The organism is Methylobacillus rhizosphaerae, from assembly GCF_900187985.1.
Lineage (GTDB): Bacteria > Pseudomonadota > Gammaproteobacteria > Burkholderiales > Methylophilaceae > Methylobacillus > Methylobacillus rhizosphaerae.
Map to the genome: position 1 here is coordinate 19,165 of NZ_FZOA01000011.1, position 16,982 is coordinate 36,146.

16 protein-coding genes are annotated in these 16,982 nt (G+C 47.8%); 10 read left to right on the plus strand and 6 right to left on the minus strand.

Translation table 11 applies throughout. The features are described 5' to 3' along the window. Positions 1-151 precede the first annotated feature (151 nt). Positions 152-2,149 carry a DNA topoisomerase IV subunit B gene (locus CHB59_RS10990; RefSeq protein WP_089376289.1) on the minus strand — a complete coding sequence of 666 codons (1,998 nt, stop codon included), beginning with the start codon at positions 2,147-2,149 and terminating at the stop codon, positions 152-154. 152 nt (positions 2,150-2,301) lie between these two features. Then, positions 2,302-2,607, minus strand: a complete 306-nt coding sequence (locus CHB59_RS10995) for a helix-turn-helix domain-containing protein (protein ID WP_089376290.1) — start codon at positions 2,605-2,607, stop codon at positions 2,302-2,304. 168 nt (positions 2,608-2,775) lie between these two features. On the opposite strand from CHB59_RS10995, the gene CHB59_RS11000 reads away from it, so the two are divergent. The 3 genes from CHB59_RS11000 (at position 2,776) to CHB59_RS11010 (ending at position 4,401) form a co-directional block, all read left to right on the plus strand. Further along, positions 2,776-3,336, plus strand: a complete 561-nt coding sequence (locus tag CHB59_RS11000; RefSeq protein ID WP_143738723.1) for a hypothetical protein — start codon at positions 2,776-2,778, stop codon at positions 3,334-3,336. Positions 3,337-3,528: 192 nt separating this feature from the next. After that, positions 3,529-3,939: a PH domain-containing protein gene (locus CHB59_RS11005; RefSeq protein ID WP_089376292.1), complete on the plus strand. Its 411-nt coding sequence runs from the start codon at positions 3,529-3,531 to the stop codon at positions 3,937-3,939. Between the two features lie 87 nt (positions 3,940-4,026). Further along, a complete protein-coding gene (locus CHB59_RS11010) occupies positions 4,027-4,401 on the plus strand; it encodes a hypothetical protein (RefSeq protein ID WP_089376293.1) in 375 nt (124 codons plus the stop codon). 245 nt (positions 4,402-4,646) lie between these two features. On the opposite strand, the gene CHB59_RS11015 is transcribed toward CHB59_RS11010, so the two are convergent. Further along, complete coding sequence (locus CHB59_RS11015; RefSeq protein WP_089376294.1) at positions 4,647-5,258, minus strand: TetR/AcrR family transcriptional regulator; 612 nt, start codon at positions 5,256-5,258, stop codon at positions 4,647-4,649. 19 nt (positions 5,259-5,277) lie between these two features. Next, entirely contained in the window at positions 5,278-6,231 is a 954-nt protein-coding gene (locus CHB59_RS11020) for a GlxA family transcriptional regulator (protein WP_089376295.1), read from the minus strand. 278 nt (positions 6,232-6,509) lie between these two features. Here CHB59_RS11020 and CHB59_RS11025 point away from each other — a divergent pair, with 278 nt between their 5' ends. The 6 genes from CHB59_RS11025 to CHB59_RS11050 all read left to right on the plus strand — a co-directional run bounded on the left by CHB59_RS11025 (position 6,510) and on the right by CHB59_RS11050 (position 13,702). Further along, positions 6,510-7,304: an SDR family NAD(P)-dependent oxidoreductase gene (locus CHB59_RS11025; RefSeq protein WP_089376296.1), complete on the plus strand. Its 795-nt coding sequence runs from the start codon at positions 6,510-6,512 to the stop codon at positions 7,302-7,304. A gap of 180 nt (positions 7,305-7,484) precedes the next feature. After that, positions 7,485-8,699, plus strand: coding sequence for an MFS transporter (locus tag CHB59_RS11030; RefSeq protein WP_089376297.1), 1,215 nt, complete (start codon positions 7,485-7,487; stop codon positions 8,697-8,699). 21 nt (positions 8,700-8,720) lie between these two features. Next, a complete protein-coding gene (locus CHB59_RS11035; RefSeq protein ID WP_089376298.1) occupies positions 8,721-9,551 on the plus strand; it encodes an aldo/keto reductase in 831 nt (276 codons plus the stop codon). 283 nt (positions 9,552-9,834) lie between these two features. Next, the gene (locus CHB59_RS11040; protein ID WP_089376299.1) at positions 9,835-10,782 is read left to right on the plus strand and encodes a HamA C-terminal domain-containing protein; all 948 of its coding nucleotides are present in this window, start codon (positions 9,835-9,837) and stop codon (positions 10,780-10,782) included. After that, positions 10,782-13,373 carry a DEAD/DEAH box helicase gene (locus CHB59_RS11045; protein ID WP_089376300.1) on the plus strand — a complete coding sequence of 864 codons (2,592 nt, stop codon included), beginning with the start codon at positions 10,782-10,784 and terminating at the stop codon, positions 13,371-13,373. Before CHB59_RS11040 ends, CHB59_RS11045 begins: the two co-directional genes overlap by 1 nt. A 32-nt stretch (positions 13,374-13,405) precedes the next feature. Next, positions 13,406-13,702 carry a DCL family protein gene (locus tag CHB59_RS11050; protein ID WP_089376301.1) on the plus strand — a complete coding sequence of 99 codons (297 nt, stop codon included), beginning with the start codon at positions 13,406-13,408 and terminating at the stop codon, positions 13,700-13,702. Between the two features lie 80 nt (positions 13,703-13,782). Here the strand turns inward: CHB59_RS11050 and CHB59_RS11905 are convergent, their stop codons facing one another. Further along, complete coding sequence (locus CHB59_RS11905) at positions 13,783-14,295, minus strand: hypothetical protein (protein WP_342743081.1); 513 nt, start codon at positions 14,293-14,295, stop codon at positions 13,783-13,785. 732 nt (positions 14,296-15,027) lie between these two features. Then, on the minus strand, positions 15,028-15,666 hold the full coding sequence (locus tag CHB59_RS11065) for a hypothetical protein (RefSeq protein ID WP_218816231.1): 639 nt from the start codon (positions 15,664-15,666) through the stop codon (positions 15,028-15,030). 755 nt (positions 15,667-16,421) lie between these two features. On the opposite strand from CHB59_RS11065, the gene CHB59_RS11930 reads away from it, so the two are divergent. Next, on the plus strand, positions 16,422-16,592 hold the full coding sequence (locus CHB59_RS11930) for an abortive infection family protein (protein ID WP_218816232.1): 171 nt from the start codon (positions 16,422-16,424) through the stop codon (positions 16,590-16,592). Positions 16,593-16,982: the final 390 nt, after the last annotated feature.

Sequence of the window (16,982 nt, forward strand, 5' to 3'; positions counted from 1 at the left end):
TTGATTACCTGACAAATTAGAGTGGTGTAAGTCCATGTGACTTAATGTTGGGATAGGCATGCCCGCACGAAATGCAGGCGAGCAATGTAGATGCATTGGAAAAAAGATTGGGTGATGACGAGGTAATAGAAAACAAGCCTATCCATTCGTCTTAGATATCCGCTTCCACCAAGTGGCCGCGTGCTTCCATCCAATTACGTCGCTGCTCGGACTCATTCTTGTCCATGAGCATGTCAAAAATACGCAGGGTCTTTTCCTTATCAGCTTCAGTCATCACCACCCTGGCCAGGCGTCTAGTGTCGGGGTTTAAGGTAGTTTCCCAAAGCTGATCTGGATTCATCTCACCAAGGCCTTTGAATCGCTGGATGGTGAGCCTTTCGTAGGCAACACCTTCTTTGCTAAGACGATCAATGATGGCATTGCGCTCACGCTCATCGGAAGCATAGATTTTCTGCTCTGGTTTATTCTTGCCGCGCGCTGGGACGTCAATTCTGAACAAAGGAGGTATAGCGATATGAATATGGCCACGATCGATCAACTCTGGCGCATGCCGCAAGAACATCCCCAAGGCCAGCACCTGGATATGCGAGCCATCCACGTCAGCATCAGCCAGAATATTAATCTTGCCATAGCGTAGGCCACTTAGATCTGCTGGCTGACCGGCACGGTGCGGCTCTATCCCCAAGGCAACAAAGATGTCGTGGACTTCGGAAACACCCAGCACCGTCGCGGTCTCATCCATCCAGGTATTCTTGATTTTGCCTTTCATGGGCAGAATAGCCTGGCGTTCCCGATCCCGCGCCATCTTGGCGCTACCCCCTGCGGAATCCCCTTCTACCAGGAATATCTCGGCTTCCATCGTACCGCTGAGTTCACAATCAGTCAGCTTGTCTGGTAGTACGGACATGCCCGAGGACTTCTTCTTTTCTACCTTCACCAGCGCCTTGGTTCGGCTATTAGCTGAGCGTATGGCCATTTCAGCGATACGCTTACCGAAATCCGGATTCTGGTTCATCCAGGCTTCCAGGATGGGAGCCACGGTCGCCGTCATCACCTTGTGCGTTTCACGATTGGTCAGGGTCTCCTTGGTCTGCCCCTGGAACTGGGGTTCCAGCACCTTGGCCGAAAGAAAGTAGTGCAGATTGCTCCAGACATCTTCATGCGAGAGCTTGATCTTGCTCGGCATCATGGCATGGTGTTCTGCAAACGAGCGCACTGCTTCCAGTACGCCATTGCGCATGCCGGTCACGTGTGTACCACCATTGAGCGTTGGAATGAGGTTCACATAGGATTCACCCCTGGCACCTGCCTCCGGCCTGAAGGCAATGGCCCATTCGCCACCTTCGCCTTGTTCCGTAAACAAAGCACCGGTGATGATAGGCACAGGCTTGATATCATCTTCGTTTGCATCGTTTTCGAGAGACTCCTCGAGGTATTGCTTCATACCGCCAGGGAATTTCCAGCTCTTGACCGTGAATTGCTCGGCCCCTGCTTCAATCTCGCGCGCACTATGCTCTATGCGCAAGACCAGCTCAACGCCTGGCAGCATCACGGCCTTGGAACGGACCAGATGCTCAAGTGTCTTGACCGACACCTCTGCATTATCGAAATATTGAGGATCTGGCCAGCAACGTACGCGTGTACCGGTTTCCTTTTTGTTGCAGCGACCTTTTACTGCCAGAGGGCTTACTACCGCGCCATCCTTGAATGCGATGTAGTAGATTTGGCCACCACGCTTAACTTCAGCTTCCAGCTTGAGCGACAGTGCATTAGTCACAGAAACACCCACACCGTGCAGCCCACCCGAGATGCTATACGCCCCATCGCCGAATTTACCGCCTGAGTGGAGCTCAGTGAAGATCAGTTCAATGGCTGGCCTGTCCTCAACAGAAGATGTGTCCACTGGAATGCCGCGACCGTTATCCTGTATTTCCACTGAGCCATCGTTATAGATGGTCAACAACACATGATCAGCGTGACCACCAAGCGCTTCATCACTGGCGTTATCCAGGACCTCCTGCACGATATGCGTTGGAGAATCTGTCCTGGTGTACATGCCTGGTCTTTTGCGCACCGGCTCCAGACCGCGAAGGACACGCACATCCTCCGCACTGTAATCGCCTACCTGTTTATTGGAAGTTTTAGTCATTACCTAATTATCCGGAATATCCCGTTGGATGTTGAATGTGAACCGAGGAATATGGCTGAATATCTTGCAAGCCTACTCGAAGTGAGGGCCTTGAAGTTTCGAACAGCTGGCTAGACCATCAGCTGAACAGTGAGCGGGACTAATCGAATGAGCTATTCGAGCTGTGACTTTAATTCGTACAGTTTATTTGGCGATTTTTTGCTTAATACAAGAAGTAACTCAGCCAGGATTTCTTCTTCACAATAGAAATATGCTGTGGGTACACCAAGAGCCTCAGCTAACCGCCTAGCAATCTCGAACGGCGGTGCATGGATACCTGTTTCGTACCGACTGATCCTTGCACTACTACTCATTTCATCAATTCCAATCAAAACGCCAAGCTTATCTTGAGGAATAGACGCTTTCAGACGGGCTTCCCGCAATCGCTTTCCAAAAAGGGTTTGAGGTGCTTTTGACATTCTACGATCGTCGTAGATATCAATTGTGGATTCTCTACGTATTTCGTAGAATTGTATTTTGTCATTTTTATGATTATCACTTCTGACCTCTTCGCTTTTCGCAGGCCTTGGGAAAAATCACATTTCCCTAGAATCAAACCTCTATCAACTCATCAAGGCATTTCATCCATGACACAACTTAAGTGCATAGCCGTGTTATTCACCGCAGGCTTTTTGACTGGCTGCTTCAATAACGCAAAGATTGTTCAAGCCAATATTGAGCAAGCTTACAAACTGGCAAAAGATGAATCAGGGGTGATTTATGGGGTGGCAGGTTTGCACACAGATGAGTCCATCTCCGCATCCAAAGTATGTCAATTCATTGAGGGCCGTGACCCACGGTGCTCCCACGCTGAGGAATACATTCCGGTTTCAATTTGGTCAGGTTTCGGAATGTTTGCGGCATCTGCGGTGACGGTTGCCATCATTCCCAAAGACTCCAGCATTGCTAAAGACATTGCATATTTCAAAGGCAGAGTTGGGGATCGCAAACAACCTTATGTCAAAGCCCGCGCAATCAAAGGGCAATTGGCCACTGTCCTGGAGGTTGCTTCTACCCACGGTGATGGAAAGTGCTACTGGCAGGGACTACCACGTATAGGGGGCACCGTATGCCCCCATTATGGCTGGGATTACCGCAAGGATATGAAGAGTTGGGATTCCAAATGGGGCGTGTTATCTGTCGATTGAGCCATACAAACGGCTTTATCCCATTACGAGGATCATCCAAACCGCAAGTCTTGATGTATGAGCATTCAAAATCTAACGGGAAGTCCAGCATTAATATGACTCTGCCGCGCTCATCAATAGGCAATCGGCTCAACTCCAAGGCTTTGTGCATCATCTGAAGGAGATGCACAAAGCCTGTTCTGAGGAATCATCATGAGCAAATTTATACAATCCCAGCTTCGTAAGGGCGAGCAGGTGCAGTATTCAGCACGTGTCAGTCACTGGGTGTATTTCTGGTATTACTTTTTTGGGTTCGGACTTTGGTTTTTCGGTGGCCCACTGCTTTGGGTACTGGCGTTTCTTAAGTGCAGAGCCAATGTTCTAATAATCACTGATGAGCGGGTGATTGCCAAATTTGGATTGATACGACGCTATGTGATTGAACTGCCCTTACAAAGAATTGAAAGCATACAGGTGCATCAATCAGTTCTTGGCCGTCTTTTGGGATATGGAACGATTGTGATCAGTGGAAGTGGCAACCCTATGGTGCCCTTCCCTTCCATCATCAGACCAATGCAGTTCAGGACCAGCCTCGATAACGTGCTGCATGGGAGGCGTAGTTAACAGATGAGCTTGGTTTTGTTCGGAAATCTCTATGATGAACTTATGGCCGGCGCGTGATCGGCCCCTTGATAGCATAGGAGTTGCGAAATGCATGACACAACACAAATTCAACAAACAAAGCAAAAAGCAGATCGTTTACTTTTGCTGTCGCTCACACCATTGGGACTGATTGGTATGCCAAGGCTGATGGCTGGCAAAGATATGCATAGTTGGAAGTTTGCTGGATTGCTGTACATAGTAGGCATTGCATTAGTAACAAATGCGGCACAGTTAGATACAACACCTCTACTTATATCCACGCTACTTAATGCCTTAGGGGTATTTTTATTTTTCTGGGCAGTTTCACTTCACGCATTTATGGTGGGGAAAGATACAGCAATGTTCTGGCAGATTAGTGAGGACAAACAGCGTTTTCTTGACTCCCAACGGGGGATTCAACAGTTGATTCCAACAAATCGATAACGAGCCAGAAAAATGCAAAGTAAATGGATGGCAAGTTTGAGAAAATCACATTCTGTAAAAACAGAAGACCAGATAATGAGTGATGTCAGAGTGAAGTTTGATATTGCACTTCATCCCAGTTGTCGTTTGCAATTCAATTCGAGATTTTTGCAATCAAAGGCGAGATTCTTCCTGCAGTGGTTTCATTCATAAGAATCCGATAAAGCCTGAAAGCCCCTACCTTCTTACCAGCTAGAAAATTTAATTTATTTACCAGGCCATAATTCAACGAATGCATCGACCACTGCCATCAGCTCATTCTTTTCTGAACCACCTATGGCCTGTAGCGATAATCCTTTATGCAAGGTTGCTATCATTGAAGCCAGCGTAGTCGGGTTTTGCTTTGCTGGAAGATCTCCATTTTCTATAGCCACCACGAACCTTTCCTCCAGAAGATCCTGCTGCAGTCTGAGTTTTTGAATAATACCCGCCTTTAGCTCGGTATCCTCAAGCTCGGCCACTGCTGTACTCATGATCGCCAAGCATCCATTGGGTTTAACTTGAAGGAAAAGAAGATCAACAGATTTCTTCAGGAGAACTTTGATCACATCTCTGGATGTAGGTTGATTAAGCGACTCACGTACATAAGATACAGGCCCCTCGACATATGCCTTTACGACGGCTTGGAATAGTTGCTCTTTGTTGCCAAACGCCGCATACAAACTTGGCTTTTTTACTTGCAGAGCCTCAGTAAGGTCATTGAGAGAAGTTTGTCGGTAGCCCTTTTGCATAAAAACTTCCATGGCAATTTGCAAAGCCTGATCTTTATCAAAGCCTCTGGGCCTTCCTCTGGGATTTTTTCCCTCACAACTCGGCATCAAATATTCACCTTCTTAATCATAAAACTGCAGCGCGAGCATTACCCAAGCTGAGACGCTGAATAGCCTGCGGTGATTGTCCGAAGGCTCGTAAAAATGCCTGGCGCATACGCTCTCTGTCACCGAAGCCAGTTTCCCGCGCAATAATCTCAATGGGGTGGTGACCGCTATCCATCATGAGCCTCGCAGCTTCAACACGAAGCCGTTCCACGGCTTTGGCTGGTGATATCCCAGTTTCATCTGTGAAAATTCGACTAAATTGCCTGGGACTTAAATTGGCGACCTCTGCCAACATCTCGATGGTGAGTTCATTCTTTAGATTTTCTCGGACATAGTTCAGCACCATTTGCACACGGTCAGTCTTTGCATCAAGATCAAGCAAGGTGGAGAATTGGGATTGCCCGCCTCCACGGCGCTGATAAATAACGAGCTTTCGCGCAACTTGGCGGGTGATTTCAGGGCCTAAATCACTTTCAACAATCGCCAAAGCCAAATCAATCCCGGCTGTCAGTCCTGCTGAAGTCCATATCTGACCATCAACTACAAATATTCTGTCCTCATCTAGTATCACGTTTGGGTAGTTTTTTTTGAAACTATTAGCATGGAACCAATGGGTAGTGGCGCGCTTTCCCTCCAGCAGGCCTGCCTCTGCCAGAACGAAAGCGCCGGTGCAGATTGAAGCCACTCGACGAATATGTTTGGGGGCATCCCTAAGGTATGCAAGAAGATTTGTGGATGGCAACAGGCAATCGTTATCACCTCCGACGATCAAGGTGTCGTAGTTAGCGTCTACTAGACGTTCGGTATTTACAGAGAAGGTTTGCGAGGTCATCACGGGCCCACCATGTTCAGATACCAGTCTGAAGTGGTAGAACTTACTTTCACTGAGAATGTTTGCGTATTCAAAAACGCTTCCCACCGCTAAACCAAGCGCCTGGAAATTCGGAAATACTAATAATCCAACCGTATGCATGCATGTCTCCACAGCGATGGCATTAAATATATATTTAGCATGATTCGTGACAAAATCTAAAAAAGGATTTCATCTTCACCTGAGTGATTTAATCTCCAATTAAATTATATATTACAACAATATATAAAATTAATATCTAAGTGTCATCGTAAAATCAGTCACAAACGCCTAATGTCTCAAATCATTGCATATATGTCATTGATGATATCCGCCCTTAGATACAAAATGTTTCCAGTTCAACAAATCGTTGAAATTATCTTTTCAAATGGAGAATTGACGTGACATCTACGACTAAGGGTACGGCAGTAGTGACAGGGGCATCGACGGGTATTGGGGCTGTTTATGCAGACCGTCTGGCTAAACGTGGGTATGATCTCATTTTGGTAGCCCGAAACACCGAGCGCTTGAAAGCATTAGCAGATCGACTGATTTCCGAAACTGGCCGTTCGGTTAGCACCATCACTGCAGACCTGAATGACAAAGCTTCTTTGTTAAAGCTTGAAAACATTCTGCGCGACGATCAAAGCATCACGCTGCTAGTAAATAATGCCGGTGTCGGTTCTGTCGCATCTATCTTGGATGGCGGCGTCGATGAAATGGAAGCAATGATTGACCTCAATATCACTGCGCTCACTCGTTTGACTTATGCGATTGCCCCAGTGTTTGCAGCAAAGGGGAGCGGTACCATTGTCAACATTGCCTCAATCGTGGGTATTGCGGTTGAACTATTGAATGGTGTTTACAGTGCCTCAAAATCTTATGTACTGAGCTTCGGACATGCATTGCAGCGCGACCTTGGTGATAAAGGCGTTCGCATACAAACAGTTTTACCAGGTGCTACAGCGACTGAGTTTTGGGATGTGGCAGGGTATGCCAAGGTCAAAGAAGCCCCAACCACAATGACCGCTGAAGATCTGGTTGATGCGGCCTTGATCGGTCTTGATCAAGGTGAGTTGGTCACCATTCCGCCGTTGCAAGAAAGTAAAGATTGGGAGAGTTGGGAGGCTGCTCGTCGCGAACTGTCATCAAAGTTTGGCAACGCTAAGCCTGCTGCCCATTACGGCCTGAACTAACCCATTAATGCAAACGTCATCCAGCGCTTCAGTCCAGGCTGGATGACAATAACTATCCTCGCTAAAATCAACCTGGAGATATCTGAATCTGAGATGCCAGATTTTTGTTGCCCAATTCGGTTGTAATTATTCAGCAATAAAAAGACTGCGCTAGCTGCATGACCTCAAGAAGATAAGTTTATGAGCCCTACCCGCACTTTCTGGACTATCACCCTCTCCGCGGCTGCAATACTGGCCGTCACGATGGGAATTCGCCAATCCTTGGGACTGTTTGTCTCTCCATTGAATACCGCTACTGGCCTTGGCATCGTCAGCATAAGTTTTGCAATGGCAGTGGGTCAGTTTACCTGGGGATTAGCCCAACCAATTTTTGGCATCTTGGCTGACCGCGTAGGATCGTTTAAGGCGATTGCACTTGGTACCATGCTGATGGCACTTGGCTTAGCTGTTACACCTTACATGTCTTCTGATTTTGGCTTAACTATGGCGTTGGGGGTTATGATGGCTGCAGGCGCAGGCGCTGGTAGTTTTTCAATCCTTATCGGGGCTGCTGCGCAAAAGGTATCGCCGGAGAAACGCTCAATGGCAGCTGGCATCATCAATGCGGGCGGCTCTTTTGGGCAATTTATCTTTGCACCTGTCACGCAAGCGCTTATACATGCACTCAATTGGGTAGGAGCATTGTGGGCCCTAGCAGCCACGTCTTTATCAGCAATTCTCTTAGCACTTCCCCTGCGAGAGAAGAAAGCTGCTTCCACCCAAAAGAATTCATTACAGCAAGGTCTAACGCTCAGACAGCAGCTCAACATATCATTCCGTGACCGGAGCTATTGGTGCCTCCATGCCGGATTTTTCACATGCGGCTTTCATATTGCATTTCTTGTGACTCACCTGCCTGGTGAGGTCAATCTTTGCGGCTTAACAGCTTCGGTGGGGGCTACTTCGCTGGCTATTATTGGACTATCGAATGTTTTTGGCAGCTTATATGCTGGTTGGCTTGGCCAACATCATCGCATGAAGATCATTCTTTTCTGGATGTACGCATCTCGTGCACTGATTGTGGCCATATATTTGCTGGCGCCAAAGACTGAGCTGACTTTTTATGTATTTGCAGCAGCTTTGGGATTCACCTGGTTATCAACCGTACCACCAACATCAGGGCTGGTTGGGAAGCTATTTGGCCCACGCTATCTAGCCACTTTATTTGGCCTCACATTGCTGAGTCACCAGATTGGCGGCTTCCTGGGAGCATGGTTGGGAGGTATCGCATTTTATTCAACGGGGAATTATGAATGGATGTGGGGAGCGGATATTGCGTTAGCCCTGCTCGCTGCCGCGCTGAACCTTCCAATCCGAGAGAGTCACCCTGTAAAAGACCTAAGCTTGGCACAATGAAACTAACGTAAGAGAGTCATCATGAGTAAGCATTTTCAGATTGGAAATCACCAAATAAACAGACTCGGTTTCGGGGCAATGCGCATTACCGGAAAAGGTGTATGGGGCGAGCATCCCAACCGAGCCCAATGCTTGGCGACATTAAAACGTATACCTGAGCTGGGTATCAATTTTATTGACACCGCAGATAGCTATGGCCCGGATGTGAGCGAGAATCTCATTCGAGAGGCACTCTATCCTTACGATGGTTTATTGATAGCAACCAAAGGGGGGCTGGCGCGTCATGGAGATAACCTGTGGGCACCATTGGGTCGGCCAGAGTATTTAAGACAATGTGTACTCATGAGCCTAAGACGCTTGGGTGTTGAACGAATCGATTTGTGGCAATTACATCGCATTGATCCAAAGGTACCCCGCCAAGAACAATTAGATGCAGTGGCAGAGTTCCAGAAAGAAGGCCTGATTCATCACATCGGGTTAAGTGAAGTAAGTGTTGAAGACATTAAAGCAGCTCAAGCAACATTCGAGGTTTCCACTGTTCAGAATCAATACAACATGGCCCTGCGAAAATATGAAGATGTCTTGGATTACTGCACTGCTCAAGGCATCGCCTTTATACCTTGGTATCCTCTAGCGAAAGCGCAGTTGCCAGTGGAAGACACCGTGCTTGGGGAGATTGCAAAGCGCTACGAAGCGACGCCTTTCCAAATCGCGTTGGCCTGGCTTTTGAAACGTAGCCCAAACATGATCCCAATTCCAGGCACTAGCCAAGTTCATCATTTAGAAGAAAATACAAAAGCCCTTGATGTCGAGCTTGATCTATCAGACTTTGAGAGCTTATCTAAATTCTAGGGTTGAATCGCCCCTTTATTCTGTGTACCACAATCCCCATTAGATCGAAGATTTGGCGATTTTTATCACAGATAAAACATGCTTCAATATATGGGTTTCAGCAACCTGAAAAACACTATAGAAAAGTGATTCCTGAGCATACATTCATCAATAATATTTGAGCTAGCTACTAAATTAGATCTAATTCAAATTTTGATATATGACTCTCCTATTGTAAGACACTGCCGACAATTCATACTAAAATATGTAAACTTAACGCTCTGTTAGAGCTTGGGAGTGACATTTGTCGACAATCACCGCTGCAGATCTTGCATCTGCTTTGACTGGAGATCCAGAAGCACTTGAGGTCCACCTTACACTTGTAGAGAGAGATTTAGTCATCGATGGCCATTTGATTAAAATTCACTGCCATTGCCTTTCGGTGGATGGTAATGGCCGCATTCAACCGCATCGACTGGCGGAATTAATGCGACATGCTGCAGCTGACTATGCGATTCCTCGTTCAAAGTTATCAGCCGCTAAGGCACGTGACTCTAAATTCAATAGCACAGAGGCCGTAAGTGAATTAGTCGAACGAGCCAAACAGTCTTTTACTGATCTGGCAAAATCTGGTGAGGGCGGGGAAATGCTTTTGTTTCTGCTTGCTGAGCGCTTCCTCAAACTGCCGCAGATTCTTTGTAAGATGGACCTCAAGACTGACACGCAGATGCATTATCACGGGGCGGATGGCGTATATGCCGGGGTTACACCAGCGGGCATTCTTAAGCTCTACTGGGGTGAATCGAAAATTTATAAGGATGCGAGCAAAGCTATTCACGACTGCCTTAATTCTCTGGCACCCTTCCTGATTGAACCTGAACATGAAGAAGCGGAAAGAGAGCGTGATCTCGTGCTTTTGAGTGACAAAGCAGACTTAAGTAACCCTGAGCTTACCGATGCACTTAAAAACTATTTTGACAAATCTTCAGTAATGTCTAAAAAAGTTCAATATTGCGGCGTAGCCCTTGTCGGCTTTGATGCACCATTTTATCCAAAGGACAATGCCAAAGCGATTATAGACGACATTATTACAGCCGCGCGCGCAGAGCTCTCCAATTGGAGCAATAGAATCGGAGCGCGGCTTAAAGCTGAGAAACTTGATCAAATGGAGATCGAGTTCTTTTGCATCCCCCTACCTTCTGCAGAAGGCTTTCGGGCGGCATTCCATAAAGCCATGGGGATCAAGGAGTGATGGAATTATCTGATTTCCAGTCTTGGCTTCTCAATGAAGGAATTCGGGCTGATCTTGATGTGATCACTCGACTATCTGTTCGCAACGAACTGGACAACCTAGAGCCGACCACTCCTGCACTGTCATCAGAAGCCATTGATTGGCCCAGATTACTGTTCGCAGGTAGCATTCTAGCCCGATCTGATCAGCGTTCCGATCAAGAAGCTGCGCTCCGGATTGCAACTGCAGCGATTTCATTGGCGAATAAAGCGCAAGTCAAAGATGCAGGTGCAGTTCTCTTGGGTAAGCTTTCCAACTTTCGAGCTATAGCATTAGCAATCGATCGTAGTCTGCTTGCAGCAGACCTCAACGGACGGCTTGGCGTGGCGTTACGTCTTGAGGCCCAACGACGTGAGATGGACCGTTCTATTTTGGTGCAATCGAGCGGCACTTGGTTACAAGTAAATGATTTCCAGCAACGTTTTTGGACAAATGCGGCTGAGAATGGCTGGCTTTCGGCCTCAGCGCCCACTGCCTGTGGCAAGACTTTTCTAGTACTCCAATGGTTGATTGACCAAGTTATGGCATGTGAGACTAAGGTTGCAGTCTATCTTGCCCCAACTCGTGCACTAGTTTCAGAAATAGAAACCAATCTAAATAATCTCCTAGACAAGCCTGACTTAATCGAGGTGTCATCTCTTCCTCTCCCCGATAAATATAATGCGGCGCGTGCCGGAACCAAGCGATTAATTCTCATATTCACACAGGAGCGATTGCATCTTCTAGCCAACGTGCTTGGCAATAAATTTTCGACCGATTTGCTTATAGTTGACGAAGCGCACAAGATTGGTGATAACCAACGTGGAGTAATTCTGCAAGACGCAATAGAGCGTGCAACTCGTGCTAATCCGAATCTAAAAGCAGTTTTTATCAGCCCGGCGACCCAAAATCCAGAAGAATTACTTACTGATGCACCTCATGGTGTCGAGACCATTGCTGTCGATAGCGATACATCGACCGTGATACAAAACTTGATTGTCGCAACACAGGTCCCGCGACGATCAAAACTATGGTCACTAACTCTCAGACAGCATGGATCGGCACTTCAAGTAGGTACTCTTCATCTTGCGAGTGCGCCGGTAGGGTATAAAAAACGTCTCGCATTTATCGCCGCCGCCGCCGGAGAGAGAGGTGGAACGCTAGTTTACGCAAATGGAGCGGCCGAGTCTGAGGAAGTTGCTAATCTGATTAGTCAGCTCTTACCGAAGCTAGATAACAACGATTCAGAACTCTCCCAGCTTGCAGAGCTTGCCCGGAAGGGAGTGCATAAGGACTTCCAACTTGCACCACTAGTTGAGCGAGGGGTAGCGTTTCACTACGGCAATATGCCATCGTTACTCAGGCTAGAAATTGAACGCCTTTTTCGGTCAGGAAAAATTCGATTCTTAGTATGCACGTCAACTCTAATCGAGGGCGTTAACTTATCATGCCGCACGATCGTTGTGCGTGGCCCTCGCAAAGGTAAAGGCCATCCAATGGAGCCTCATGACTTCTGGAACCTAGCTGGGCGCGCAGGTAGATGGGGAGACGAGTTCCAAGGAAACATCATTTGTATCGACCCAGAGGACAAACAGGCTTGGCCTGACGGTGTTCCCAGCCGTTCACGTTATCCTATCAAGCGCGAAAGTGATGCAGTTCTGGAACTCGGCGACGGAATAGTAAATTACCTCTATGAGCGGGGGCGTTCCGATTTTTCCAGCATTGAAGACGCTGATAAATTTGAACAAGTTGGAGCCTATCTTCTCACTACTTTCATGCGGCTGGGCTCACTCTCCAAAGCTAATATCGCAAAGCGTCATGACACTGCGTCTATTGCAAAGCTGGATGAGGCTCTAAGAATCCTGGTCACACATATAGACATTGGGGTGGATATTGCCTCCCGACATCCAGGAGTAAGTGCGCTTGGACTCCAGCGTCTTCTTGACGCATTCCGCAACTATAAGGGTGATGTTGAGAACTTACTGCCTGCTGAAGTAGCCAGCAATGATAGCTACGACCGATTTGTCACAATTATGGAAAGAATCAACAAACACTTATTTCTTGCCTTCACTCCTGAAACTCGCATTAGACTACATGCCCTAATTGTCTTTAAGTGGTTAAAAGGATACTCATTGTCTAGGATGATTAGCGATAGTATTCAATGGCATCAGGATGTGGGTAGAACATTTAAACTTCCTGAGTTAATTCGCGGGACGATGGAGCTTATAGAACAGATAGCTCGCTTCAAAGCACCAAAGTATTTTTCTGCCTATATGGACGTACTGCATTTATATCTCCGCGAAATTGGCCGTGAAGATTTAATCAGTGATGGTTTAGATATCGGCACTCAACTTGAATTTGGCATTTCGTCCACTACACTCCTCTCCCTTATGGAGATTGGCCTATCACGCATGAGCGCGGTTGCTGTGTACGAAAAAATAGCTCGTGATGACCTCACAAAGGAAGAATCCATTGAATGGATCGTCGAACGAATAGATCAATTCGAATCCATGGGTATCCCAGCTATCATCATTCGGGAAGTGCGAGAACGTCTTACGCTGTTTAACGATTAGAATTATTAGCCTCGTCACACTGGAGAAAATATATGCTTGCCAAGCCCATTACTCTCGGTCCCATGCACTTCGAAAAGAGGAGTGATGCCGTCGCATATTTAAAAGACATGCTCCATAGATACGATGTTGGCGACAAAGTTAGTGAAAAAGATGCAGTAATTTTACGAGCGGCGTTAGAGCACCACCCAAACTCAGTCGCTAAAATTGGATGTGGAATTCATTACTTTAGCGTTCGAACTGCCGATTACGGTACCAAATGCTTCTGGGTGAATCGCTCTGATGGAACAACCGAGAAATTTTCTATTACAGGATCTATCCATACTCGCTAGATTGAATTGCCTCACAAGCGTTAGGTAACGGTAAAAACTCCGTGCTGGCTCGGATCCTAGGCCGTGGGCATTGGAATAATTCAGGCCGGAATGAAGATCCCGCCGCCATTTACGTCGAGGAGTCGCACAGGCCGGTTTTGCTGCACAAGGGTAGCGAATTGGCCACCAAGTTCCTCAGGTGTAATCGCCGCTGGCTCGACTACATGTAAACCGTTCTTGTAGCGCTCCAATCCACGCGGGGAGAGAAGGAAGTCGAGCCTGGCACGCCAGCTCGAGGCACGAATGTAGGCATGCAGGTCAGGAGAAAGGGACGAGACCGCTTGGTCATAGACCTGCAACAGTCGCGCAAAGCGCTGAAGCGTTGTCGCTTCATCGTTCGATGCGGGGCAAACCAAACTCGGCGGCGTGGGCTGTTGAGGTGATGTGTCAAAGACATCCGAGAACTTCCATAGTGGTTCGTGGTGTGCGATTCGGTTGCGAACTTCCTTCAGCTCGAAAATCTCATCAAGGGCGCGTTGCCTTGCTGGTGCTTGCCACCAGTTCGGGGTTGCCCCTGGTACACTCAATGGATGAGCCGGCAGGATTTTGGGCATAAGACCCGTTCTCTGTTTAGCCAGCCAGCTGAGTATGTTAGGCCAAAAGCCGAAGGAAAGTCTGGAAACTATTTCGTCGGGGCTAAGGACCATGTGTGGCACGGCACTTCTAACATCAGCAACCCTCTGACGTGTCGTTGGTTTTAATGATGGAGACAACGTGTCCCACCAGTGAGCGCTGCTGGAGACCTGTCTGGTCGTATTTAGGCTGAGCTCACGATGTATGCTGTTCCTAAGAGAAATTTCGAAGTAACACAATAGCTTGGAAACCTCTGCGCAAATTTCACCGTTCCATATGTATAGACCGATAGCTTTATCAGCATCCACCTTCCAATAGCCTTTGTAACTGTCTAGACGTGGTTTAGAGACAATTTTCTCGAAAATTTGGGCTGGAGGGTGCATCAATGTTTGACCTTAGGTCTTCTTTTATGTAGAGTTTTGGATGACGCGCTGGTTAGACAACCCGCAAGGGCGCGACCCAGTGTATAGAGTGTGATGGCCTCCGTAAGGGGGCTTTCCGCTTTCTGAAAGCCAAAAAAGCTAAACACTATCAGTTCCCTCCGATAAGTCGCAAAAGCGCTTGCCACTTTACCGCGGGAATCCCGCCCAGCGTAAAAACTACGGACACCAGTACCCAGCGGACATCTCTGGATATTAGGGCCCATTTGCGCTCTCTGTCGTCCTTGAAGGAACAGTAAGGGTTGTCTGCATCAGTGCCTAACTTTGGAAAGGTCATGATGCAGCCTCCTTTGACAGTGGCGTCTCTGATTGACTTAGGGATTCCCCTGTCTCAGCCGGCTGAGCCGCTTTTGCAGCAATTTCTGCTCGTTGTGCATCCCAAAAGGCACGAATTGCGGTAATGTCACCGAACCCACCCATGTCTGTAACCCGGGTCAGGAACCTACCGTACAACTCATCCTGGACCATCCCCCCGATGCGCATCGCTTCCATTGCTACGTTAGGGTTCTGCAAGAGAACGTAGGTGTAGTCGCCAGCAGCACCTTTTTTTGCGACGATGAAGTTGAGCTCAACCAAGCGCTTCATGCGCCGCCGCCATGTGTCGACTGCGCGCTCTCCGGTAAAGCCTGCTTCCGCAGCAAACGTGGCCGGATTCTCAATAATGATGAGGGGATGATCCGGCGAGCGAGCCCAAAGGCAAAAAAGCGTGTGTCCAGCAGGCTGCCCTTTAGACTGATCGTCAATCGCTTGCATCACCAACGGCATAGTTCGCGGTACCGTGGTGTAGCCATCGTTCACTTTACGCTGCCATAGCCATTGCGGAGCCCAATTCGGAAAGTGGAGCTCCAACTGTTGCTGAGCTCGCTCCGACATTTTGAGCCGCTTGGTACCGGCTTGCTTTAGATTCACCATTTCGCACCCCTATTGATTCGTTGCAGGAAGTATGAGTTTTGAGGCTCGTTTCAGCAAGGATTCGAGACGCAGGTTTTGATCGAGATTACTCAGCCTCAATAACGGACAAAATTATATGAATTACCATATAAAAAATCAATTCAACAATTCCAATTTGCGCTATTCCGCACAAAAATATACCACATACAACTGATTTTAAAGTATAAAATTATTAATTTCGGTGCTCAATGTCCTCCTGGTACTCATCGTACTCTTTGTGCTCACCGTGCTCCCGGGTATAGGTGCAGGAAAAGGGGCCGTGAATCGAGATGGAACGGGGCATTTAAACGATATCCGAATGAGATTGTCGTAGCTTAAATAATGGATTGGTGGATACCGTGTCTAAATCTATCCCTGCACCATTAGTTGCTTTGGTAGCGGACTTGTGCGCTGAGCAGGAAACCCATGCTAGCCTGGACAGTCTTTTTATGTATGCCGATGCAACAGGAGACCCGCCCATGGGAAGCAAGCCGATCAAGGAGTGCATAGTTAAGTACGGTCTTCGCTACCTAGTTGGCGGCCATATCCTAGCGGGTGGCATGGCACCAAGCAAAACATTACGCGAGCTTATCCTTGGACGCGATATTCCCGCCATTCAATGAGAGTTCGAGCGCGCACTCGAGTCGGTTGAGGGCTAGCCTTGCGACGCCGTGTCGGCTGCGGCAAACATTCTCGAGTCGGTATTTAAGGTCTACATTGAGGACAATAATCTCATAATGTCAGAGAAGCAGGCTCTGCAGCCAGTCTTCAAGGTCGTACGCCAGGATCTTGGACTGGCCCCTGGCAGCGTGGAGGATCAAGACCTTCAGCGTATCATCCGCGGACTTTTCTCAGTTATAGACGGAATCGGCGCACTTAGGACACATGCCAGCAGCGCACATAGTTAGGGCCGCAAAGGTTACAAGTTGGAACCCCTCCACGCTCGCCTAGCAGTAAACGCCGCACACACGACGCTACCTTCATCCTAGAAACTAGGGACAAGCGCTCCTCAGCCAAATAGTAGGCCATGCTACGAGACCTCTTTCTGAAGGTGCTCCGCCAACTAGGCGGGTGGGTCGCCCTGAAATGGTCACAGCCAATGAGCTTAGTTCTGGAAACTGCACCCTTATATGTCGGGTTATACCTACAGCACCTTGTGGACATACAACCCGCAGTATCGCTTCTTAATCAGCGCACGGATGTCTGAATCGCCCCCACTTTCCTAGACAGCTCAAGAGCCTCAAACTATGCAAGTTGAGGAGACATCATGAGCAAGCAACAACGTTACACCGAAGAAT